The organism is Pseudosporangium ferrugineum (assembly GCF_003002065.1).
In the GTDB taxonomy this organism is placed as follows: domain Bacteria; phylum Actinomycetota; class Actinomycetes; order Mycobacteriales; family Micromonosporaceae; genus Actinoplanes; species Actinoplanes ferrugineus_A.
Genome location: NZ_PVZG01000018.1, coordinates 117507 through 139339, shown reverse-complemented (window position 1 = coordinate 139339; position 21833 = coordinate 117507). Strand labels below are relative to the sequence as shown.

At 74.5% G+C, this 21833-nt stretch carries 20 protein-coding genes; 4 read left to right on the top strand and 16 right to left on the bottom strand.

From position 1 onward, the window contains the following. The coding region (locus tag CLV70_RS30710) for a discoidin domain-containing protein (RefSeq protein ID WP_211303948.1) at positions 1-887 on the top strand (887 nt) is incomplete at its 5' end. Between the two features lie 10 nt (positions 888-897). On the opposite strand, the gene CLV70_RS30705 is transcribed toward CLV70_RS30710, so the two are convergent. The 4 genes from CLV70_RS30705 to CLV70_RS30690 form a co-directional block, all read right to left on the bottom strand. Further along, positions 898-1947, bottom strand: coding sequence for a glucose 1-dehydrogenase (locus CLV70_RS30705; RefSeq protein ID WP_106130107.1), 1050 nt, complete (start codon positions 1945-1947; stop codon positions 898-900). Between the two features lie 67 nt (positions 1948-2014). Further along, entirely contained in the window at positions 2015-2773 is a 759-nt protein-coding gene (locus tag CLV70_RS30700; RefSeq protein WP_106130122.1) for an ABC transporter ATP-binding protein, read from the bottom strand. Positions 2774-2784: 11 nt separating this feature from the next. Continuing rightward, a complete protein-coding gene (locus tag CLV70_RS30695; protein ID WP_106130106.1) occupies positions 2785-3570 on the bottom strand; it encodes an ABC transporter permease in 786 nt (261 codons plus the stop codon). A 52-nt stretch (positions 3571-3622) separates the two neighbouring features. Then, positions 3623-4648 carry an ABC transporter substrate-binding protein gene (locus CLV70_RS30690; protein ID WP_106130105.1) on the bottom strand — a complete coding sequence of 342 codons (1026 nt, stop codon included), beginning with the start codon at positions 4646-4648 and terminating at the stop codon, positions 3623-3625. Between the two features lie 356 nt (positions 4649-5004). Here CLV70_RS30690 and CLV70_RS30685 point away from each other — a divergent pair, with 356 nt between their 5' ends. Together CLV70_RS30685 and CLV70_RS30680 are read left to right on the top strand one after the other, a co-directional pair. Beyond that, positions 5005-5727 carry a GntR family transcriptional regulator gene (locus CLV70_RS30685; protein ID WP_106130104.1) on the top strand — a complete coding sequence of 241 codons (723 nt, stop codon included), beginning with the start codon at positions 5005-5007 and terminating at the stop codon, positions 5725-5727. A 23-nt stretch (positions 5728-5750) separates the two neighbouring features. Continuing rightward, positions 5751-6695 (top strand): DUF6282 family protein, encoded by a 945-nt coding sequence (locus CLV70_RS30680; RefSeq protein WP_106130103.1) that lies wholly within the window; start codon positions 5751-5753, stop codon positions 6693-6695. 59 nt (positions 6696-6754) lie between these two features. Here CLV70_RS30680 and CLV70_RS30675 read toward each other — a convergent pair whose 3' ends face one another. Genes CLV70_RS30675 through CLV70_RS30625 form a run of 11 tightly spaced genes read right to left on the bottom strand, consistent with a single transcriptional unit; the run spans position 6755 to position 19422 of the window. Further along, positions 6755-7861, bottom strand: coding sequence for an acyl-CoA dehydrogenase family protein (locus CLV70_RS30675; protein WP_106130102.1), 1107 nt, complete (start codon positions 7859-7861; stop codon positions 6755-6757). After that, complete coding sequence (locus CLV70_RS30670; RefSeq protein ID WP_106130101.1) at positions 7855-8997, bottom strand: acyl-CoA dehydrogenase family protein; 1143 nt, start codon at positions 8995-8997, stop codon at positions 7855-7857. The genes CLV70_RS30675 and CLV70_RS30670 overlap by 7 nt, the downstream gene beginning before the upstream one ends. Before the next feature lie 4 nt (positions 8998-9001). Next, a complete protein-coding gene (locus CLV70_RS30665) occupies positions 9002-12325 on the bottom strand; it encodes a non-ribosomal peptide synthetase (protein ID WP_106130100.1) in 3324 nt (1107 codons plus the stop codon). Beyond that, the gene (locus tag CLV70_RS30660) at positions 12322-13413 is read right to left on the bottom strand and encodes a M20/M25/M40 family metallo-hydrolase (RefSeq protein WP_211303947.1); all 1092 of its coding nucleotides are present in this window, start codon (positions 13411-13413) and stop codon (positions 12322-12324) included. Before CLV70_RS30660 ends, CLV70_RS30665 begins: the two co-directional genes overlap by 4 nt. Further along, positions 13410-14246 (bottom strand): [LysW]-aminoadipate kinase, encoded by an 837-nt coding sequence (locus CLV70_RS30655; protein ID WP_245908555.1) that lies wholly within the window; start codon positions 14244-14246, stop codon positions 13410-13412. Before CLV70_RS30655 ends, CLV70_RS30660 begins: the two co-directional genes overlap by 4 nt. 23 nt (positions 14247-14269) lie before the next feature. After that, positions 14270-15295, bottom strand: a complete 1026-nt coding sequence (gene argC / locus CLV70_RS30650) for an N-acetyl-gamma-glutamyl-phosphate reductase (protein ID WP_106130099.1) — start codon at positions 15293-15295, stop codon at positions 14270-14272. After that, positions 15292-16152, bottom strand: a complete 861-nt coding sequence (locus CLV70_RS30645) for a RimK family alpha-L-glutamate ligase (protein WP_211303945.1) — start codon at positions 16150-16152, stop codon at positions 15292-15294. The genes argC and CLV70_RS30645 overlap by 4 nt, the downstream gene beginning before the upstream one ends. After that, complete coding sequence (locus CLV70_RS30640) at positions 16149-16328, bottom strand: lysine biosynthesis protein LysW (RefSeq protein ID WP_106130098.1); 180 nt, start codon at positions 16326-16328, stop codon at positions 16149-16151. Before CLV70_RS30640 ends, CLV70_RS30645 begins: the two co-directional genes overlap by 4 nt. Next, a complete protein-coding gene (locus tag CLV70_RS30635) occupies positions 16303-17295 on the bottom strand; it encodes a transketolase family protein (RefSeq protein WP_106130097.1) in 993 nt (330 codons plus the stop codon). The genes CLV70_RS30640 and CLV70_RS30635 overlap by 26 nt, the downstream gene beginning before the upstream one ends. Then, complete coding sequence (locus CLV70_RS30630; protein WP_245908554.1) at positions 17288-18145, bottom strand: transketolase; 858 nt, start codon at positions 18143-18145, stop codon at positions 17288-17290. The genes CLV70_RS30635 and CLV70_RS30630 overlap by 8 nt, the downstream gene beginning before the upstream one ends. Continuing rightward, positions 18142-19422 carry a DegT/DnrJ/EryC1/StrS family aminotransferase gene (locus tag CLV70_RS30625; protein ID WP_106130096.1) on the bottom strand — a complete coding sequence of 427 codons (1281 nt, stop codon included), beginning with the start codon at positions 19420-19422 and terminating at the stop codon, positions 18142-18144. Before CLV70_RS30625 ends, CLV70_RS30630 begins: the two co-directional genes overlap by 4 nt. A gap of 209 nt (positions 19423-19631) precedes the next feature. Here CLV70_RS30625 and CLV70_RS30620 point away from each other — a divergent pair, with 209 nt between their 5' ends. Then, the gene (locus CLV70_RS30620; RefSeq protein ID WP_211303944.1) at positions 19632-20378 is read left to right on the top strand and encodes a sulfotransferase-like domain-containing protein; all 747 of its coding nucleotides are present in this window, start codon (positions 19632-19634) and stop codon (positions 20376-20378) included. A gap of 54 nt (positions 20379-20432) precedes the next feature. Here CLV70_RS30620 and CLV70_RS30615 read toward each other — a convergent pair whose 3' ends face one another. Continuing rightward, complete coding sequence (locus CLV70_RS30615) at positions 20433-21707, bottom strand: MFS transporter (RefSeq protein WP_106130095.1); 1275 nt, start codon at positions 21705-21707, stop codon at positions 20433-20435. Between the last annotated feature and the right edge of the window lie 126 nt (positions 21708-21833).

The following is a 21833-nucleotide window of genomic DNA, read 5'->3' as shown; positions in this document are numbered from 1 at the left end:
TGCCGCAGCCGTTGCGGGATGTGGTGGAGGTGGCGCTGGCGAAGGATCCGGCGGATCGGCCGACGGCGCGGGAGTTGCTGGACATGCTCCTCGGCGACCAGCCGGTGATGCGGCCGGCGACGGTCACGCAACCCGCCGTCACACCTCCGAACCCGGTCCCGGTCCCGGTCCCGGCCGCACCGCCGCGGCAGGGTGCCCCCCGGCTGATCGCCGCCCTGGTCGCCCTCCTGGTCCTCGCCGGGCTCACCATCGCGGGCCTCACCCTGACCGGCGACGACCAGCCCGCCGCCGGGCCGCCACCGTCCGGTGCGGGAGCGGGCACGGCAGCCTCGGCGCCGCCGGCCAGGACGCCGGACCGGGAACTGCAGCCGACCCGGGCGGCGGACACCCCGGCCGGGGAGAAGCCCACCAAGCCGTCCCCCGGCGCGCCGGGCAAGCCGAAGGGCTCGAAACCGCCGGCGCCGTCCTCGAAGGCCGCACCGGCCGCGTCGGCCAACCCGACCGGCCGCAACCTGGCCCTCGGCCGGCCGGTGACCGCCTCCGGCTCCGAGGGGGGTGCGTGGGTCGCGGCGAACGCCGTCGACGGCAACCCGGGCAGCCGCTGGAGCAGCGGGTGGAGCGACCCGCAGTGGCTGATCGTGGACCTCGGCTCGCGGTGGCGGGTCAGCCAGGTCCGGCTGCTGTGGGAACACGCGTACGCGGTCGCCTACCGGGTGGAGCTCTCCACCGACCGCAAGACCTGGAAGCGGGTCTACAGCACCACCAGCGGCCAGGGTGGCACCGTCAGCGTGGACGTCGACGAGGTGGCGGCCCGCTACGTGCGGCTGTACGGCACCGAGCGCTCCGGCGAATACGGCTACTCGCTGTTCGAGCTCGAGGTGCGCTGACCAGAATCGGTCAAGCGAGCTCGAGCACGACCTTGATGTCGTCGGGCCGCGCCGTCAGCGCCTCGGCGAAGCGGTCCAGGGGCAGCCGGCGCGTGATCAGCCGGCTCAGCCAGCCGGTGTCGGCGGCGGCGAGGGCCTCGGCGGCGGCCTCGTAGTGGCCGAGGTTGGCGTTGACCGACCCCACCACCACGTCGTTCTCCAGCACGATCTCCCGGTTGGCGCCGCCGACGTCGACCGGGGTGCGGCGGCCACCGGCCGAGACGCCGGTGAGGCAGACGACCCCGTACGCGGCGTTGCCGGTCATCGCCTCGAAGATCACGCTCGGCACGCCGGTCGCCTCGATGATGATGTCCGGCCTGACCCGCTCGGCGACCTCGGCCATGCCCGACGAGTGGTACCGGGCCCCGAGCGCCGCGGTCACCTCCGGCTTCGGGCCCTCGGTGGCCACGTCCAGCACGTGCACCTCGAGGCCGCGCTGCACGCCGAGCAGGGCGGCGAGCAGGCCGATCGGGCCGGCGCCGGTGACCAGCACCCGCTCGGGCTCGAACCACGCCCGGCCGCCCACCTTCTCGACCTGATCCCACGCCTTGGCCACCACCGAGGCCGGCTCCATCAGCACGCCGACGTCGGCGAGGCGGGGGTCCAGCTTGACCGCGTAGCCGGGCTCCACCGTCCAGAGGGCGCTGCCGAAACCGTCCAGCTCCTTGATGCCCCGCTCGGTGTAGCGGCCGTTGCGGCACATGTCGAACTCGCCGTGCGCGCAGGCGCCGCAGGGCTCCGGACCGGGCCGGCGGACGACGCCGACGACCAGGTCGCCGGACGAGAAGCCGGAACCGGCGGGGGCGCCGCGGACCCGGCCGAGCGACTCGTGGCCGAGCACCAGCCGCTCCCGGCCCGGCGGGGCCCAGCCGTACTCGCCCGCGGCGATCTCGCGGTCGGTGCCGCAGACCCCGGTGGCGAGGCCCTCGACCAGCAGCTCGCCGTCGCCGGGCTCGGGGTCGGGAACCTCGCGGACCTCGGCGGTGTTCGCCTTCAGCGGTTCGACGGTCAGTGCGCGCATCAGCTCTCCTCGGGCAGGCGTCTGCTGCCTACCCGGGCGCCCGTTCCCGAAACCGCCGCCCGGCCCGTCAGGACGCGGACGGCAGGTGGTCCTCCAACAGCAGCTGGTGCAGCTCGGCGGAGGCGGCGGCGACCTCGTCCAGGTGCGCGTTGTGCCCGAAGGAGCGGGGTCGCGGGATGTCGACGGGCACGATCCGGCGTACCCGTCCGGGTCGCGCGCTGAGCACGACGACGCGGTCGGCGAGCAGCACCGCCTCCTGGATCGAGTGGGTGACGAAGACGATCGTGGTGCCGGTCTCCATGTGGATGCGCTGGAGCTCCATCGAGAGCTCCTCACGGGTCAGCGCGTCCAGGGCCGAGAACGGCTCGTCCATGAGCATGACCCGGGGATTCTGGATGAGCGTGCGGCACAGCGCGACCCGCTGCTGCATGCCGCCGGAGAGCTCGTGCGGCAGGCGCCCGGCGAACTTCTCCAGGCCGGTGGTCGCGAGCAGGTGGTGGGCGCGCTCCCGGTTCTCGGCCCGGTTCCACTTGAAGATCTCCACGGGCAGGAGCACGTTGTCGAGCACCGAGCGCCACGGGAGCAGGGCGGGGCGCTGGAAGTTGACCGCGATGTCGCGGCGGGGCTCGCGTACCGGCTCGCCGTCGACCAGGATCTTCCCGGCGGTGGGCCGGTCCAGGCCGGCCACCAGGCGCAGCAACGTGGACTTGCCGCAGCCGGAGCGGCCGATGACGGCGACGAACTCACCGTCGGCGACGTCGAGCCGGATGTCCTGGAGCGCCTCGATCCGGCCGAACGTACGCGAGACGCCGTCGATGGTGATCATGGGGTGGCCTTTCAGGAGATCGCCCGCGCCCACGGCACGGTGATCCGCTCGAGTGCTGCCATCAGGTAGAAGAGGCCGACGCCGGTGACCGCCAGCAGCGCCAGCGCGGCGAAGGCCTGCGGCGTGTCGGAGGAGGCACCGGAGTTGACGATGACCGAGCCGAGGCCGTGGTCCGGGTTGACCACCTCGCCGATGACGGCGCCGATGATGGCCAGCGGGCTGGCCACCTTGAGGCCGACGAAGACCTGCGGCAGGGCCCAGGTGAGGCGGACCTTGACGAAGGTCTGCCACCACGAGGCGGACAGTGACCGGGCCAGTTCGCGCAGGTCGCCCGGGGTGGAGCTGAGGCCGGCCATGGTGGACACGATGACCGGGAAGAAGCTCACCAGCACCACCATGACGATCTTCGGGGAGTCGCCGAAGCCCATCCAGACCAGCAGCAGCGGGGCCAGCGCGACCTTCGGTACGGCGTTGATCGCCGCCAGCAGCGGCATGGTCATCCGCTCCACCGTCTCGGACGCGGCGAGCACCACGGCGATGACCAGGCCCCCGGCGGTCGCGATGACGAAGCCGATGAGCACCCGCTGGAGCGTCACCCAGGTCTCGTCGAGCAGGAATTCCGGCGTCCGCAGGAACGAGCGGACCACGTCGGGCGGGGACGGGACGTAGAACGGGTCCACGTGCAGGGCCGCGGTGAGCAGCCACCAGAGGGCGACGGCAAGAACCGCCCCGATCAGCGGCAGGGCGGTGTTCTTCCAGAGTCGCGCCCGCGTGCCGCGGGTGCCGGTGTCAGTCATGGTGTGGCTCCTGAGACCGCGAGGGGGCGGGTCGCCCCGCCCCCTCGCCGGGTCATGCCTTCGGAGTGAACGAGAAGTCGACGACGTCGGCCGGGGTGAGGCCCGCGGGCATCAGTCCGGCGCCGGAGAGTACCGCGATCGAGCGGGCGACGCGGCTCTCGTCCATGCTGCCGAGCGCCCCGCCGGCGGGCGCGGTGCAGTACGGCTTCATGGCCGTGATCTCGCCGATGGCCGCGGGGACGGCCGCGCTCGGCTCCGCCTTGTTCATCACGGCGGCGGCCTCGTCCGGGTGGTCGATCGTGTACTGCAGGCCCTTCATCGCCGCGCCGACGAAGCGCTTGACCAGGTCCGGGTCGCTGGAGATCAGCGACGGCTTGGCGATGATCGCGTTGCCGTACAGGTCACTGAGGTACTTGCTGTACGGCATGACCACGACCTCCTTCTTGGAGGCAATCTCGAGGCCCTTCTTGCTGAGCAGGAAGGTGCTCAGCGCGTCCACCTGCTTGTTGGCCATCAGGCCGGTCAGCGCGGTGGTCTGGACGCCCTTGATGGTCACGGTCTTCGGGTCGAGACCGGCCAGCTTCGCGTACGCGGGGAACAGCAGCTGGCTCACCGACTGGGCGCCCGCCGCGACGGTCTTGCCCTTCAGGTCGGTCGGGCTGGCGATGCCGGTGTCCTTCGTGGTCATGATGGACACGAGGGTCTGCTGGTGGATCGCCGCGACGGCCCGCCAGTCCTTGAACGCGCCGGTGCCGGCCTGGATGACCGCGCCGGTGAAGTCGAGCGCGGAGAACTGCGCCTGGCCCGACTTGATCATCGTCAGGTTCTGGACGTTGCCGGCGCCCTTCTGGATGTCGATGTCGATGCCGGCCTCCTTGAAGAAGCCCTTCTCCTTGGCCAGCCAGACGAACGAGTCACGGCCGACGGCGCCGAACGCCGTGACGTAGGTGACCTTGGTCGTCTTGCCGCCCGAGCTCGGGCTGCCGGACGCGGCGTCGTCGTCGCCGGAGCAGCCGCTCGCGACGGTGAGGGCCGCGGCCGCCAGCACGGCGGAGAACACGCGGAACAACTTGGTCATGACAATCCTTCCAGGGACCCGGCCTTTCGGCGGGCGGGTGATGGCTGATCGGGCGAGGTTTGGTGCGATGCGGACCATCGACCAAGGTCTGTCCGGGCCGAGTCCGGACGAGATGCTAGAGCACGGATCATGGGACTGTCACGGACCGATATGCCCGGATCCCCGCGCTCAGCGGTCCCCGCGGGCCTCTCGTGACCCACCGTTGGGCCTGTTCGCGGCGAGGTTGACAGATGCCCCCGCCACGGCGATTCTCTTCCCAGATTGTTCGCAATCTTGATGGCAAAGTGACGTGCAAGGGCCGCCGGAGCGCCCGATGCCGTCGGGGAACGTCCGGTTCGAGCGGAGAAGATTGCCGCATGACATCGTCCATCCGCCGGCCGGCGACCACCGCCGACTCGGCGTACGAACAGCTGCGCTCCCTCATCCACCGAGGGGAACTCCAGCCGAACGAACGGCTCGTCGAGGCGGATCTGGCCGAACGGCTCCAGGTCAGCCGGGCGGTCGTGCGTACCGCGCTGGTGCGGCTCGGACAGGACGGCGTCGTCGTGCTGACGCCCCATCGCGGGGCACGGGTCAGGATGGTCACCGAGTCCGAGGCCGTCGAGATCGTTCAGGCCCGGGCGGTGCTGGAGGCGCTCACCGCGCGGCAGGCGGCCGTGCACGCGACCGCCCGGGAGATCGCCGGCCTGCGCCGTACGCTCGCGCGGATGCGCCGCAAGCTCGACGAGAACGACCTGCTCGGCTACTCGGAGGGCAACGCCGCGCTGCACGCCGGCATCATCGCCGCGTCCCGCCACGAGACCGCCGCCCGGCTCATCGCCGGCCTGCGCGGGCAGATGGTCCGGTTCCAGTTCCGCACGATCCTGGTGCCCGGCCGGCCCCCGGAGTCCCTCGCCGAGCACACCGCGATCGTCGAGGCGATCGGCGCCCGCGACGCGGACGCCGCCGAGAGCACGATGCGGCACCATCTGCGCGGCGTCGAGCACACCCTGTCGAGAACCACCGGCGCGGCCGCCCGGCGGCGCTCGCGCGAGAACCAGGACCAGGACCAGGCCGAGCACCAGGCGGAGACGGCCTGAGTGACCGCACAACGAGGAGAGCGATGACCCACCACCCCGTCCCGTCCGAGCGCGCCCGCGCCCTGGTGTCGGGTGCGTACGACGTGCACGTGCACGTCGGCCCGGACGTGATGCAGCGCCGGATCGACGACCTCGACCTGGCGGAGCGCTTCGCCGCGACCGGCCTCGCCGGCTTCGTCCTGAAGTCGCACTACGTCCCCACGGCCGAGCGCGCCGCGGTGGTGCGCAAGGCGCGGCCCGGCGTCGACGTGCTCGGGGCGATCACGCTGAACGGGTCGGTGGGCGGCATGAACGCGGCCGCCGTGGAGATCGCCGGCCGGCAGGGCGCCCTGGTCGTCTGGATGCCCACGGTGGACTCCCGCAACCAGCGCGGCTCCACCGCCCAGGACCTGCCCGGCAGCAAGCCGGCGATGTGGGGCGCGCTCCAGGCCGACCTGCACGCCCAGGGCATCGTCCCGGCGGCCGTCGAGGTCGTGGACGGCGACGGCTCCGTCCTCGAGAGCGTCCGCAAGGTGCTGCGGGTGATCGCGCGCCACGACCTCGTCCTGGCCACCGGCCACCTGAGCGGGCCGGAGATCATCGCCGTCGTGCACGCCGCCAAGGAGGAGGGCGTACGCCGGGTCGTGGTCACCCACCCCGAGTTCACCTCGCAGCGCCTGCCGGTCGAGCAGCAGCGCACCCTCGCCGAGGCCGGCGCCCTGCTGGAACGGTGCTTCACGACGCCGTACACGGGCAAGGTCGGCTGGAACGACCTGTTCGACAACATCCGCCGGACCGGCCCGGAGCACTCGGTGCTCTCCAGCGACCTCGGTCAGCCGTTCAACCCGCCGGTCGAGGACGGGCTACCGCTCTTCGTCGACCGGCTGCTGGACGCCGGCTTCACCGAGGACGAGGTCGTGACCATGGCCGTGACGAACTCACGCTTCCTCGCCGCTCCCGCCGAGCAGCCGGTCACCGCCGACGCCTGACCCGGCACCGTCGCGCCGGGCGAGCGCGCTCAGCCGACGGCGGCCGGCCGCCCGGTGCCTCACCCGGCACCATCGCGCCGGGCGAGCGCGGTCAGCCGACGGCGGCCGGCCTCGCGCCACAGCTCGCCCGGCCGGCCCAGGCGGCCGCCCTCGCGGCGGACCAGCAGGTGGTAGCGGTGGGCGGGGAGTTCGCCGGTCAGGCCCCGGGCGCCGCACAGCTGCATGGTCAGCCGGCTCACCTCGGCCGCCGTCTCCGCCGCCTGGGCGAGCACCTCGGCGGCGCGGTGGCCGTACGGATGCCCGCCGTCGGCCAGGTGCACCGCCCGGCCGACGGCCAGCCGCAGGACCTCGACCTCGACGTGGGCCGCCGCGAGCCGGAAGGCGACGCTCTGGAAGTCCCGCAGCGGCCGGCCGAACTGGTGGCGCTCGGTGGCGTGGCGGACGCCCGTGTGCAGCGCGCCCCGGGCCACCCCCAGCAGGTAGGCGGCCTGGCGCACCCGGGCGCGGCCGGCCGGGCCCTCGGGGCAGTCCGCACCGGCGGGCCAGGCGCAGAGCAGTCGCGCGCCGGGCACCACCCCGCCCTCGAACGTCATCCGGGACGGCGCCCCGGACGGATCCCGGGACGCCACCGCGGCGCCGCCGGGGGCCAGCAGCACGACCGCCGTCCCGCCGCCGGCGAGCGCGACCGGGGCGAGCACCGCGGTCTCCGGGCCCGCGTCCACCGCCAGCTCCCCCGTCAGCCGCACGGCATCGTCGGCGCCGGAGCCGGCGCGTACGCCCGCAACCGCACCCTCGAAGCCCGCCTGCGTGACCGGGAGCTCCCCCGCGACCAGGCGTTCCACCAGCGCGGCGTGCCGCACCGGCCCGGCCTCCAGGGCGGCGTCGATCGCGGCGGCCACCCCGAGGTAGCGCGCATCGAGCCCGGCGCCACCCAACTCCTCGGCGACCGCGGTGCTCGCCGTCAGGCCCAGCTCCAAACCGCCCGCGTCCAGCGGCGCGTCCAGGCCGGGCGCCCCGGCCCGGACCAGCGCCGACCAGGTGGGTGCGGCCGCGGCGGCCGGGTCCTCGGCACCGGGACCGGGCAGCCGCCCGGCGGCGTCGCGCAACCGTTCGCGCAGGGCCCGGCTCAGCGACCGGCGTACGGTATCGGCCTCCACGCTCACCATGCCGCGGCCTCCTTGGCCAGGCCGTCCAGCGCGAGGCTGGCGACGATCTCGAGCATCATCTCGGAGGTGCCGGCGGCCACGGTCAGGCCCGGCGCCTCCCGGTAGGCCGCCTCCAGCACGGCCGCCCGCCGCTCCGGCAGCGGGCCGGTGACCCGGGTCGGCGCCCACCGGCCGATCCGGGCGGCCAGTTCGCCGCAGTAGAACTTGGCCGCCGCGGCCAGCGACTCGTCGAGCCGGTCCGCGGCCAGTCCCTCGAGCACCTCCCAGGACAGCAGCCGGCTCCCGTCGACGGCGGCGCCGTAGCGGCCCACCTCCTCGCACACCGCGGCGTCGGCGTCCGGCCCGAGCGCGGCGCCGGCGGCGGCCAGCCAGTTCTCCGCCTTGAGCGAGTAGTCCAGCCCGGTGCGCTCGATCGCCAGCGCCTGGGTCAGCAGCGGCCAGCCGCCGTTCTCCGGCCCGAGCAGGTCGCCGGGGGCCAGTTGCACCTCGTCGAACTCGATGCGGTGGAACTGCTCGTCGGCGATGCTGCCGATGGTCCTGCGGTGCACCCCCGGCGCGTGCAGGTCGACGATGAACAGGCTGATGCCGTCGTACCGGCCGCCCGCCGGGCCGGTACGCGCGGCGCACAGCCCGATGTCGGTCAGGTCGCTCTTCATGTGGAACGCCTTGACCCCGGAGAGCCGCCACCCGCCCCCCTCGTCCGCGACGGCCGTGGTGGACAGCGAGCCGAGGTCGGACCCCGAGCCGGGTTCGGTGTAGAGCACGCTGGCGAAGCGCTCGCCCCGGGCCAGCGGCGGCAGGTGCGTGGCCTTCTGCTGCTCGCTGCCGGCCATCAGCAGGAACAGCCCCACGATCTGGACCGTGTTGACGTAGAGCGTGTCCGGCACCCCGGCCCGGGCCAGCTCCTCACCGGCCACCGCGGCGTCGAGCAGCGCCCGGCCCTCGCCGCCGTAGCGGGCCGGCCAGTTCACCGCCAGCAGCCCGCGCCGGCCCAGCTCCCGGTACAGCGCGCGGACGTCCGGATCGGTGCCGGGCCGCTCGTGCAGGGCGTCGAGCTCGGCGCGTACCGGCGGCTCGGCCAGCAGCGCGCGGACCTCCCGGCGGTACGCGCGGATCTCCTCGCCGTACCAGTACATCGCGCTACCGCCCGGTCTCGTCGGACGCCTCGGCCAGCAGCGCCTCGGCCTCGGCGTCGGTCATCGAGGCGAGGATCGCCAGCAGCTCGTCCTCGCCGGCCGCCGCCGCCGAGCGCCGCTGCCCCACCAGCGTGCTCAGGCCGCGCAGGGTGGGCGTACGGAAGAAGTCGGCGAGCCCGACCGCCGCGTCGTAGCGGCTGCGCACCCGCGAGAGCACCCGGGCGGCGGACAGGCTGTGCCCGCCGAGCGCGAAGAAGTCGGCCTCGGGGTCGACCGCGGCGAGCCCGAGCACCGGGCCCACGATCTCCTCGGCCAGTTCCCGTTCCAGCTCGGTGGCGTAGCGGACCGGGCCGGCGGTGTCCTCCTCGGCGGCCGGCGGCTCGGGCAGCCGCCGCCGGTCCACCTTGCCGCTGGCGGTGAGCGGCAGCTCGGGCAGCACCACGAACCGCGCCGGCACCATGTACGCCGGCAGATGCCCCGCCACCCACTCGCGCAGCGCGAACACGTCCGGCGGGCCGTCCCGGCCGGCGACGTAGCAGACCAGCTGCCGATCCCCGCCGGGCGGCGTGACCGGCCGCACCGCCACCTGGGCGACCTCGGGCCGCCGGGTCAGCACCGACTCGATCTCGCCGGGCTCGATCCGCAGGCCCCGGATCTTGACCTGCTGGTCCAGCCGGCCGAGGAAGACGATCGCGCCGTCCGGACGCCGCTTCACCAGGTCGCCGGTGCGGTAGAGGCGCCCGCCGGGCGAGGTGCCGAACGGGTCGGCGTAGAAGCGGCGCGCGGTCAGCTCGGGGGCGTTCAGGTAGCCCCGGGCCAGCCCGGTGCCGCCGATCACCAGCTCGCCCGGCACGCCCACCGGCACCGGCTCGCCGGCCGGGTCGAGCACGTGCGCGACGTGGTTGGCGATCGGCAGCCCGATCGGCGGAGAGCCGTCCCAGCGGCCCTCGCACTCGTGCGTGATCATCGTGACCGTGCACTCGGTCGGGCCGTAGCCGTTGAAGAAGCGGCGGCCGGGGTTCCACCGGTTCACCAGCTCGCCCGGGAAGGCGTCCAGGCCGGCGAAGACGATCCGCAGCGCCGGCAGCCGCTCCGGCTCCAGCAGCGCCATCAGCGGCGGCGGCAGGTCGGTCACCGTGATCGCGGCGGACTCCAGCAGCTTCTGCAGCCGCTCGACGTCCATCCGCTCCTCGTCGGTGACCAGGTAGAGCCGGGCGCCGGTGAGCAGGGCCGAGAAGATCTCGAAGACCGACACGTCGAAGGTCGCCGACGCGAAGCCGAGCACCCGGTCCTCCGCGGTCAGTGCGAACAGCTCCTGCATCGCGCCGATGAAGTTCACCGCGGCGCGGTGCTCGATCAGCACACCCTTCGGCGATCCGGTGCTGCCGGAGGTGAAGATCGCGTACGCGAGATCGCCCGGCGCGGCGCTCGGCAGCAGCGGGCCCTCCGGCGCGGCGGCGATCCGGTCGGCATCGGCGTCCAGGCGCAGCACGGGAACCGGACTGTCCGGCAGGCCGTCGGCGACCGAGCCGGCGGTGGTGACCACGGCGACCGGGGTGGCGTCGGCGAGGATGGTGCCGATCCGCGGCGCCGGATGCGTCGGGTCCAGCGGCAGGTAGCCGGCGCCCGCCTTGAGCACGGCCAGCATCGCCACGATGAGGTCCGGGCAGCGCGGCAGGCAGAGCGCGACCAGCCGGTCCGGCCCGGCGCCCAGCCCGCGCAGCACGTGGGCGAGGCGGTCGGCGTCGCGGTCGAGCCGGGCGTAGGTGAGCTCCACCCCGTCCACCACCAGCGCGACGGCGTCCGGCCGGCGGGCCACCTGGCGGGCGAACATCTCCGGCAGGGTCGTCTCCGGCACCGGCCGCTCCGGGCCGTTCCAGCGGTGCAGCAGTTCGTCGCGCTCGTCGTCGCGCAGCAGCGGGATCCGGCTCACGGGGACGTCCTGATCGGCCAGCACCGCCCGGAACACCGTGGCGTACCGGTCGATCAGGGTCTCCACTGTGGAGCGGTCGAACAGGTCGGTGCTGTAGCGCACGCCGAGCCGCAGGCCGTCGGGCCCGTCCACCACGTCCCACGTCTGGTCGAAGCGGACGGTGTCGGTGTCCACCTCCGAGTGGTCCACCCGCATCCCGGGCAGGTCCAGGTGCGCCGCGAGGTTCTGGTACGCGAACACGATCTGGAACAGCGGCGAGCGCGACGCCTCCCGCGGCGGGCGTACCGCCTCCACCAGCTTGCCGAACGGCAGCGAGCCGTGCGCCACCGAGTCCAGCACCACCTCGTGCGTACGCTGCACCAGCTGCCGGAACGTCGGGTCCCCGGACAGGTCGGCGCGCAGCGGCAGCATGTTGACGAAGTAGCCGACGACCGGCTCGACCTCGGCGTGCTCCCGGTTCGCCGTGGGCATGCCGACGACCAGGTCGTCCGCGCCGGTCTGCCGGTGCAGCAGGGCGAGGAAGGCCGCGGTGCACACCACCCCGGGCGTGGTCCGCAGCGACCGGGCGAGCGCGGCCACGGCACCGGTGCCGGGCAGGGCGATCGTGCGGTCGAGCAGCGCGCCCCGGTGCGACTGCTCCGGCGGGCGGGGCCGGTCCGCGGGCAACTCCAGCGGCGGCGCGCCGGCCAGCCGCTCCCGCCAGTACGCCCCCAGCTCCGCCACCCGCTCCTGGCCCAGCCGCTCCCGCTCCCACAGCACGTAGTCGCCGTAGTCGAGCCGGGCGCCACGCGGCATCTCGTCGCCCCGGTAGGCACGCGCGAGCTCGGCGCAGAACAGCCCGAGCGACCAGCCGTCGAAGACCACGTGGTGCACGACGAACAGGAACAGATGCTCGTCCTCGGCCACCCGCAGCAGCGCGGCACGCCACAGCGGCGCCTCGTCGAGCCGGAACACGCGGCGGCTGAGCTCGCGGACGCATTCCCGCGCGGTGGCCCGGCGCTGCTCCAGGCCGGTGCCGGGCACGTCGATGAGCGGGATCTCCACCGGCATGGTGGGGTGGATCGTCTGCACCGGGCCGTCGGCGCCATCGCTCATCGACGTCCGCAGCATCTCGTGCCGGGCGACCACGGTGGCCAGCGCCCGGCGCAGCGCGTCCGGGTCCAGCCGCCCCTGGATCCGGAAGCAGATCGGCGTGTTGTACGTGGGCCGGTCCGGGCCCATCTGATGCAGGAACCAGAGCGTCTCCTGGGCCGCGGAGAGCGGCCCGGTGGCGCCGCGCGGCCGGGGGGCCGGCGCGGCGGCCGGGTCCGGCCCGTCCGCGTCGCGCAGCAGCGCCGCCAGCTGGGCCCGCCGGTCCGCCGGCAGCTTGGCGACGCGCTTGACGAAGTCGTTCATGACTGACCTCCGAGGGGGGCCGCCGCGGCCGGCTCGGGCCGGTCCGGGCGGGGGGCGTACGCGAGCTCGTCGAGGGCCGCGGTCAGCACCGCGATCCCGCGCAGGAACGTGTCGACGGGCAGGTGCTCGTCGTCGGCGTGGTCGAGCCGGCTGTCGCCCGGCCCGTACGCGGCCATCGGCACGTCCCACACCTCCGCGAGGGTGTTCATGTCCGAGGTCGCCGTCTTCAGCAGGTGCCGCGGGGTGCCGCCGGTACGCCGGATGCCCGCCGTCAGCGCCCGTACGACCGGGTCGCGGCGGCCCGCGCGGGCGGCCGGCACGTGCCCGAGGACCTCGACCTCGCCGCCGCGCGCCGCCGCCCGCAGCCGGGTCAGCAGGCCGGCGGTGTCGAAGCCGGGCGGCAGGCGTACCCCGGCGTCCAGGGTGGCCTCGGTGAGCGTGCCGGAGATCCGGGTGAGGGTGGCGGCCGGCCGGTCGAACGCCGTGTGCGCGGCCTCCGGGCCGAGCGCCGCCACCAGGTCGGCCCAGAACGCGGCTGCTGCCTCGGAGGCCTTCTGCACCGGGTTGGTCGGGTGGGTCGCCGCGCACCTGACCCGGTAGGACAGGTCGAGGATGCCCTTGTACCCGAGGACGACGCCGTCCCACCCGGTCGGCTCCCCGATCACCACGGCGTCCGGCCGGTCCAGGGTCGCCCGCAGGTGGGTCGCGCCGAGCGAGCCGGGCACCTCCTCCTCGACCGCCCCGGCCACCACGAGGCGGCCCGGGAAGTCCGGCCGGGCGGCCGCGGCCAGCAGCATCGTGGCGAGCGGGCCCTTCGCGTCCACCGCGCCGCGACCGGCGACCCGGTCCGGCAGCAGCCGGGCGGGAATCCAGTCGTCCACCGTGTCCAGATGGCTCAGCAGCAGCACCGTCGGGCCGTCGCCGGTGCCGGTCTCGGCCAGCAGGTTGCCGACGTCGTCCAGCCGGGCGCGCAGGCCCAGCCGCTCGGCCGCGCCGGCCAGGTAGGCGGCGAACTCCTGTTCCCGCCCGGACGGCGAGGCGATGCTGACCATGTCGTACAGCAGGGCGATCTCGGGGCGGGTCGTCACGCGGCGGCCCCCCTGTCCGCCGGGGCGCCGAGCACCACTGCGGTGCCGGCTCCGGCCAGGGCCGCGCGGACCCGGGCGGCGTCGCGGCCGTCGGCGATGCGCACCCGGCCCACCCCGGCCCGCAGCGCCTCCCGGGCGGCGACCAGCTTCAGCGCCATGCCGCCGTGGGCGTATCCCGGCGGCGGGCCGTCCGGCGCCACCGCGCATTCCGCCAGCACGCTGTCCTCGTCGGCCGGGTCGCGCAGCAGGCCGGGCGCGCCGGTCAGCAGCACGAGCTCGGCCCCGGGCAGGGCGCCGGCGATCGCGGCGGCGGCCCGGTCGGCGTTGACGTTGACCGGCGAGCCGTCGTCGGCCAGCGCCGGCGGGGACACCACCGGCAGCAGGCCCCGGTGCAGCAGCAGGCGCAGCAACCCGGCGTCGACCCGGTCGACCGTGCCCGCCCGGTTGCCGCGGACGAGCACGCGGCGGCCGTCCACCACGGCCCGCTGCGGCGCCTTGCGGCGGGCCCGCAACAGGCCACCGTCCAAACCCGACAGACCAACGGCATTGACACCGTACGCCTGGAGCGCCGCGACCAGCCGCGGATTGACCACACCGGTCAGCGCCATCGTCACGAGCTCGAGGGTCGCGTCGTCGGTGTGCCGGGCCCGTACGCGGTCCGGCGAGATCTGGGTCCGCTGCGGGACGCCGAGCCGCGCGCCCAGCCGCTCGATGTCGCCGGAACCGCCGTGCACGAGCACGACCTCCCGGCCGGCGCGCGCCACCGCGGCCACTTCCCGGCACACCGCCGCCGGATCGACCGCGGCGTTGCCACCGCACTTGACCACCAGCACCTTTGCCTCCGTACCGTCTCCGGTCACACCGGATGGATCCCGGTGAACTCCAGGCCGAGCCGCTCCGGCCAGCCCATCCGTACGTTGAGCGACTGCACGGCGGCGCCGGCCCCGCCCTTGACCAGGTTGTCGAGGGCGGCGATGGCCAGCAGCCGGCCGCCGCCCGGATCGAGCGCGAAGCCCACGTCGCAGTAGTTGGCGCCGAGCAGGATCTTCGGCTCGGGCAGCCGGTACGTCCCCCGCCGGTGCGCCACCACGCGCACGAACGGCTCCCCGGCGTAGCGCCGCCGGTAGGCCGCGCGCACCTCCGGCTCGGTGATCTCCCGGACCGGCGTGGTACGGCAGACCACCTGCACGCCGCGGACCGCCTCCACGCCGGTGGCCGTCATCCGCGGCCGGACCCCGCACGCCGCGGCGATCTCGGCCTCGTGCCGGTGCCCGCCGGTGGAGAAGATCCGCAGCGCGCCGCTGCGCTCCGAGTGCAGGTTCTGCGGGCCCGCGGTGGCGCCCGAGCCGCTCGATCCGGTCCGGGCGTCCACCTCGACGTCCGGCGCGATGAGGCCGGCCTCGGCCAGGGGTGCCAGGGCGAGGATCGCCGCGGTGGCCATGCAGCCGGGCACGGCGATCCGGTCGGCCGTCCGGAGCCGGTCGCGGTACAGCTCGGGGCAGCCGGGCACGAACTCGCCCAGCAGCTCCGGAGCCTCGTGCGGCACCCCGTAGAACTGCTCGTACCGGGCCGGATCGGTCAGCCGGAAGTCGCCGGACAGGTCGATCACGGTCTTCGCCCGGGCGGCCAGCCGCGGCAGGATCCGCATCGTCTCCCGGTGCGGTGCCGCCAGCAGCAGAACGTCGGTGTCCGGCAGCTGATCCTCGCGGCAGAACCGCAGGTCCGTGCACTCCCGCAGGTTCGGGTGCGCGGTGTCCACGCGGCGGCCCGGCATCCGGGTCGACACCGCCGCGGCCACCTCCACCTCCGGATGGCCGAGCAGCAACCGCAGCAGCTCGCCGCCGAGGTAGCCGCTGGCGCCGACGATCGACGCGGTGATCATCGTGCCCCGCTCTCGTACCGGTCGGCCACCAGGGCCGCGATCGTCCCGGCCAGGTCCACGCTGTCCCCGGCGGCCCGCTGGGCGCCGGCCAGTTCGACGTTGTGGTTGACCTCCAGCACCAGCAGTTCGCCGTCCTCGCGCTCGACCAGGTCCACCCCGGCCAGGTCCGCGTCGACCGCCCGGGCCGCCGCGGTGGCGGCCTTCGCCAGCTCCGGCCCGATCGGGCAGGGCCGGGTCTCCGCGCCCAGCGCCACGTTGCACCGCCAGTCCCGCGAGACCCGGTACGCCGCCGCCACCGGACGGCCGCCGATGACGACCACCCGGATGTCGCGGCCGGGCTTCTCCACGTACTCCTGCAGGTAGATCAGGTGCGCCTCGGGGTTCGGCAGGGCGGCGCGGTGCTCCAGCACCGCACGGGCCGCGTCCGGCTCCCGCAGCAGGCCGACCTGCCGGCCCCAGGACCCGGTGAGCGGCTTGATCACCGCCGGGTAGCCGAAGCGGTCGAGCTCGTCGAGCGCCGCGTCCGGGGTCAGCGCCAGCGTGGTACGCGGCGTCGGCACCCCGTCGCGCCGCAACGCGAGCGTGGTCAGCCACTTGTCGGCGCACACGTCGGTGGCCGCGGCGCAGTTCAGCACGGTCGCCCCGGCGGCCTCCAGGGTGTGCGCCGCGTGCCGGGCACGCGACGCCGAGATCTCCCGGTTGAGCACCAGGGACCAGGGCGCCGCGCCGGTCGCCGCGAAGGCGAGCCGGCGCGGGTCGACCTGGTGCACCGGCAGCCCGCGACGTTCCAGCGCGATCAGGATGCGCTTGTCGTCCGCACCCAGCCGCGAGGTCAGCACAGCGAGGTCGGCCGTCACTCTCCCCAGTCCTCCTCCGGGTCGGGCGCGAGCGCGAGGGTGACCGGCGTCAGGGCGATGACCTCGAGCTCGCTGCGGCAGCCCGGGCACTCCAGCAGCTCGCTGAGCCGCAGGGCGCCGGCCGCCGCGGCGGGCGCGTCGACCGGGCTCTCACATTCGGGACAGGCGGTGACCATGGTGCAGTTCCTCCTCTATGACGGGTGGTCCGACGGACAGGGCGGAGCGGATCCGGCCGGCGACGGACGCCGGGTCGATCCCGTAGTGCCGGGCGAGCGCGTCGTGGTCGCCGACGACCGAGGCGAAGGTGTCGTCGACGCCGAGCCGCAGGACGCGTACGGGGCCGGACTCGGCGAGCGCCTCGGCGACCGCGCCGCCGAGACCGCCGGCCCGCCAGTGCTCCTCGACGGTGACGACCAGCGCCCGGCCGGCCGAGTGGGCGAGCAGCGCCGGCACGTCGAGCGGCTTCACGGTGTGCATGTTCAGGACGCCGGCCCGGATCCCGTCGGCGGCCAGCAGCTCGGCCGCGCCCAGCGCCGCGTGCACCGGGTGCGGGCCGCAGGCGACGAGCAGGACGTCGGGGCCGGTGCGGAGCACCTGGGCAAACCCCAGCCGCGGCGGCGCGGCGCCGGCCGGCAGCGGCGGTGTCGGCTTGCGGCCCAGCCGCAGGTAGAGCGGGCCGGGCAGGCCGAGGGTCTGCTCCAGCAGCGCCTCGGTGCCCGCCGCGTCGGCCGGGACGACCACCGTCATGTTCGGCAGGCAGCGCATGACCGCCAGGTCCTCGAGGGCGTGGTGGGTCGGCCCGAAGTGACCCGCCGACAGGCCGCTGTGGGTCGCGGCGATCCGGACCGGCAGGGCGTTGTACGCGATGTCGATCTTCACCGCCTCGGCGGCGCGCATCGCGGCGAACGTGGCGAAGGTGTGGACGAACGGCGTGAACCCGCCGGCCGCCAGCCCCGCGGCGAGGCCCATGGCGTTGTGCTCCGCGATGCCCACGTTGACGTAGCGGTGCGCGGCGGCGCCGAAGTCGACGCCCTGGAACAGCCCGGTGTCGGTGTCCACGCAGACCGTACGGGGGTCGCGGGCCAGCACCTCGGCGATCCGGTCCCGGTATGCCACCCGGGTCGCCCGGCGAAGGTCAGTCACGGCCGCCCCCGCCCGTCCCGGCCGCGAGGGCCGCCCGCGCCCGCGCCAGCTGCCGTACGGAGAGCGTGGCGAAGTGGCTGTGCACCGCCCCCGCGACGAACGGCAGCCCCGCGCCCTTGGTGGTGTCCGCGAGGAGCAGGCTCGGCCGGCCCGGCTCCCAGGGCGTACTGCCCAGGGCACCCACCAGCGCGTCGAGGTCGTGACCGGGCGCCTCCCGGACGGACCAGCCGAAGGTGCGCCACCGCTGGGCCAGCGGCTCCAGCGCGCACACGTCCTCGGTACGCCCGCTGATCTGCAGCCCGTTGCGGTCCACGACGGCGACCAAGTTGTCCAGCCGCTGGGCGGCAGCGCCCATCGCCGACTCCCAGACCGAACCCTCCTGCAGCTCGCCGTCGCCCATCACCACGTACGCGCGCCCCGGGCGCCCGTCCAGCCGCGCCGCCAGGGCGAAGCCCGCCCCGAGCGCCAGGCCGTGGCCCAGCGACCCGGTGGGCAGCTCCACGCCCGGCACCGCCCGTACGGGATGGGCCATGAGCCGGCTGCCCCACGTGCCGAAGCCCGCCAGCTCCGCCGGGTCGAGGAAGCCACGCTCGGCGAGGGTCGCGTACAGGGCGATCGCGCCGTGGCCCTTGCTGAGCAGGAAGACGTCGCGGTCCGGGTCCGCGGGGGCGGCCGGATCCACGCGCAGGACCCCGAAGTACAGCGCGGTCAGGATCTCGACCAGCGACATGGAGCCGCCGAGGTGCCCGCCCTCGGGGCCGGAACACATCGCCACGATGTGCTCCCGGATGCGCGCGGCATGCCCGGCGAAGGCGGCTCCGGCGCTCAGCTCGGTCAGCGGGACGCTCACGGCCGTACCGCCATGGCGCGCAGGACGTCGCGGTGCTCCCAGACCTTCTCGAACGCGTCGGCGTAGCGCTGGAGCAGCGGGCCGGAGTCCGGGTGCAGGTGGTTCCTGGCGAGGACCAGCGAGTCGGCGATCACGGCGTCGGTCACCGGGTGGGAGCCCGGTTCCGGGGGTTCGCCGGCCGACGACCACGGCTGGCCGCCGCCGAAGCCGAGGCGGTCCCGGAAGACCGGCTGCTCGGCGAGGGACCGCCGCTGATATTGCCCCACCGGTACGCCCTCGGCCCGCAGCAACCGCCGCAGCGCCTCCCGCAGGGCCACCGGCTCCGCGCCGGGCACCGCGGCGGCGTCGAACCGGAAGCGGAGCACGTGCCAGGCGTGCGTACGGTCGGCCGGCACGCCGGGCACCCGGATGCCGGGCAGCTCCCGCAGCCGCTGGAGGAACGCCTCGATGTTGGCCTGCCGCTGCTTCTCGTAGTCGTCGAAGCGGTCGAGCTGCGAGCCGGCGAACGCGGCCTGCACCGGGTTGAGCTTGGCGTTCCACCCGAACGACTCGCACAGGTAATCGCGGGGCGTGCCGGGCTCGATGTCCTCGCCGAACTGCCGGGCCAGCCGCACCCTGCGGGCGAGCGCGGCGTCGTCCGTGGTGACCAGGCCGCCCTCGCCGCAGGTGGGCAGGTTCTTGGTGACCTGGATGCTGAACGCGCCGGCGTGGCCGAGGCCGCCGACCGGGCGCCCGCCCAGCGTCGCCCCGTGCGCCTGGGCCGCGTCCTCCACCACCGCGAGCCCGTGCCGCCGGGCGAGCGCCATCAGGGCGTCCATGTCGGCGGGCAGCCCGTGCAGGTGCACCACGACGATGGCGGCCGTGCGCGGGGTGATCCGGCGCTCCACGTCGGCCGGGTCGAGGTTGAACGTGACCGGGTCGATGTCGGCGAAGACCGGCACCGCCATCTGGTGCAGGGCGGCCAGGCCGGACGCGGCGAAGCTCAGCGCCGGCACGATGACCTCGTCGCCGGGGCCGACCCCGAGCCCGGCGAGGGCCAGCGCGATCGCGATGGTGCCGTTGGCGACGCCGACGCAGTGCCCGACCTCGACGCGACGGGCCCACCGCCGCTCCAGCTCGGCGATCTCGGTCTCGCCGTCGGCGTTGCAGACGAGGGCGCCCGAGTCGAGCACCCGCGACACCGCCGCCCGGTCCGCGTCGGTCACCACCGGCCACGGCACCGACCGCAGGGGCCGCGGCACCGCCGCCGTACCCCCGAAAACAGCCAGCCGGCTCATCGTTGCCCTCCCCCGCTCCGGCCGTGGCGATCGCCGCCGCGGCTGCCAGAAAGGTATGCGGGGCAACGGGTCCGGCACGTCACCGTGATGCTGACGCGGGGTTCATCACGGGGGTGAGCCGCGGCCGGCGGCTGTCATCGCGTCCGGCGTTCCGGGTCGCCGCGCCGGCTGCATAGCATTCGGCTTCCCTGCCGAAAGGAGGTGCGCCGGTGACCGCCAACCCGGACGATCGACCGCGCATCCTGGCACTGTGGAGTGCGCCGCGAAGCCGCTCGACCGCCTTCGAGCGGATGATGCGCGAGCGCGGCGACCTGACCGTGCTGCACGAACCGTTCTCCCACCTCGCGAACTACGGCTCGACCACGGTGGACGGCGAGGAGATCACCTCCGAGCCGGAGCTGCTGGCCGCGCTGCGGCGGCTGCCCGGGCCGGTGTTCTTCAAGGACACCACGGACTTCGCCTACCCGCATCTGCTGGCCGACACCGCGTTCCTGGCCGAGGCGACCCACACGTTCCTCGTCCGGCACCCGCGGGAGGCGATCGCGTCGCACTACGCGCTGCACCCGGCGCTGAACCGCGACGAGATCGGCTTCGGCCGGCTGGCCGAGATCTTCGACGCGGTGACCGCGGCTCGCGGCGCCGTGCCGGTGGTGGTGGACTCCGGCGACCTGGTCGCCGACCCGGCCGGCGTGGTGGCCCGCTACTGCGAGCTGGTCGGCCTCGACTTCCGCCCCGAGGCGCTGGCCTGGTCACCGGGCATGTCGCCCGGATGGCAGCGCAGCGCGAAGTGGCACCGCTCGACCAGTTCCACCCAGACGTTCGCGGCGAGCTCCGCGCGGTACGAGGCCTCGGTGGACAACACCCCGCTGCTCGCCGAGTACCTCGAATTCCACCTGCCCTTCTACGAGCGCCTGCACGCGCACCGGCTGCGCCCCCGGGCCACGGTCCAGCCTTAGGCACGAAAGGAGCCCGGGAGACACCTCGTGTCCCCCGGGCTCTTCGCTGTGCGGTCAGCGCGCCACGGTGACGACCGCCTCGGGGCGGCCGGTCTCGGTGGGCAGCTGACGGATCCGGCGCAGGTTCAGGCCGACGAGCACGCTGGTGACCAGGCCGATGCCGCCGGCGATCATCGCGACGCGCAGGCCGAGCACCTCCCCCGCGATGCCGCCGGCGAGGGCGCCCAGCGACTGGGCGCCGTACGAGACGAACTTGTACGTGGCCGTCATCCGGCCGAGCAGATGGTCCTCGGTGACTGCCTGGCGCAGGGTGATGCCGACGACGTTGGAGACGATCAGCATGCCGCTGACCGAGAACGCCACGGCCAGCAGCACCACCGCGCCGGTACCGCCCGCCGGGGCGAAGCCGAAGCTGAGCACCGCCGCCCAGGTCAGCGCCTTCGCCAGGGTGTACGCCGGCCCCGCCCCCAACCGGCTGATCATGCGGCTGGCGACGAGCGCGCCGACCACCGCGCCGACCGCGCCGAACGACTCCACGAAGCCGATCGTGCCGGCGTTGAGGTGCAGGCTCTTCACGGCGAACACCGGGAACAGGGTCATCACGCCGTTGGTGAAGAAGTTGTAGAGCGCCGAACTGGCCGTCAGCGACCGCAGCACGGGCTGCCGGGCGACGTAGCGCAGCCCCTCCCAGATCTGCTTGCGCCGGGCCGGCGGCCGGTCGGCGGGCACGTGCACCTGCTCGTCCACCTTCATCGACCGCAGGCTCAGCGCGGAGGCGACGAAGGTGAGGGCGTCCACGATCAGGGCGAACGGCGCGGTGAGGATCTGGGTCAGCAGCCCGCCGACGTTCGTGCCGAGCAGCAGCGACACCGAGGCGCTGGTCTGCAGCCGGCTGTTCGCCCGCATCAGGTCCGAGCGGTGCACGATCGTCGGCACCACGGCGTAGTACGCGACCTCGAAGAAGACCGAGCCCACGCCGTACAGGAGCATCAGCCCGACGATGATCTCCAGCGTGATCAGGTGCATGAGGGTCAGCACCGCCACCGCGACCAGGATCGCGCCGCGCAGGATGTCGGCGACCAGCATCACCGGGATGCGCTTGCGCTCGTCGATCCACGCCCCCGCCCACAGCGTGACGACCAGGTACGGCAGCGTCTCGGCCAGCGTGATGAGGCCGACCTCGAAGGCCCCGGCGTCGATCGCGTAGATGGCCAGCAGCGGCAGCGCCACGTACGTGACGTTGACGCCGACCATCGAGATCGACTGCCCGGCCCAGAGTTTGGTGAAGTTGGCGTTGCGACGCAGCCCAGGCGGAACGGCGGTCGTCATGGGGTCAGCTCCTCAGCGGTCCGAGGTGGACGGAAGGCGGCGCGTCGGATCGACGGGTACGGCGCCCCGGCGGCGCGGGTCCGGGCGGCTGCGCGTTCGAGGGCAGCCCGCCGGCACGATGGAACC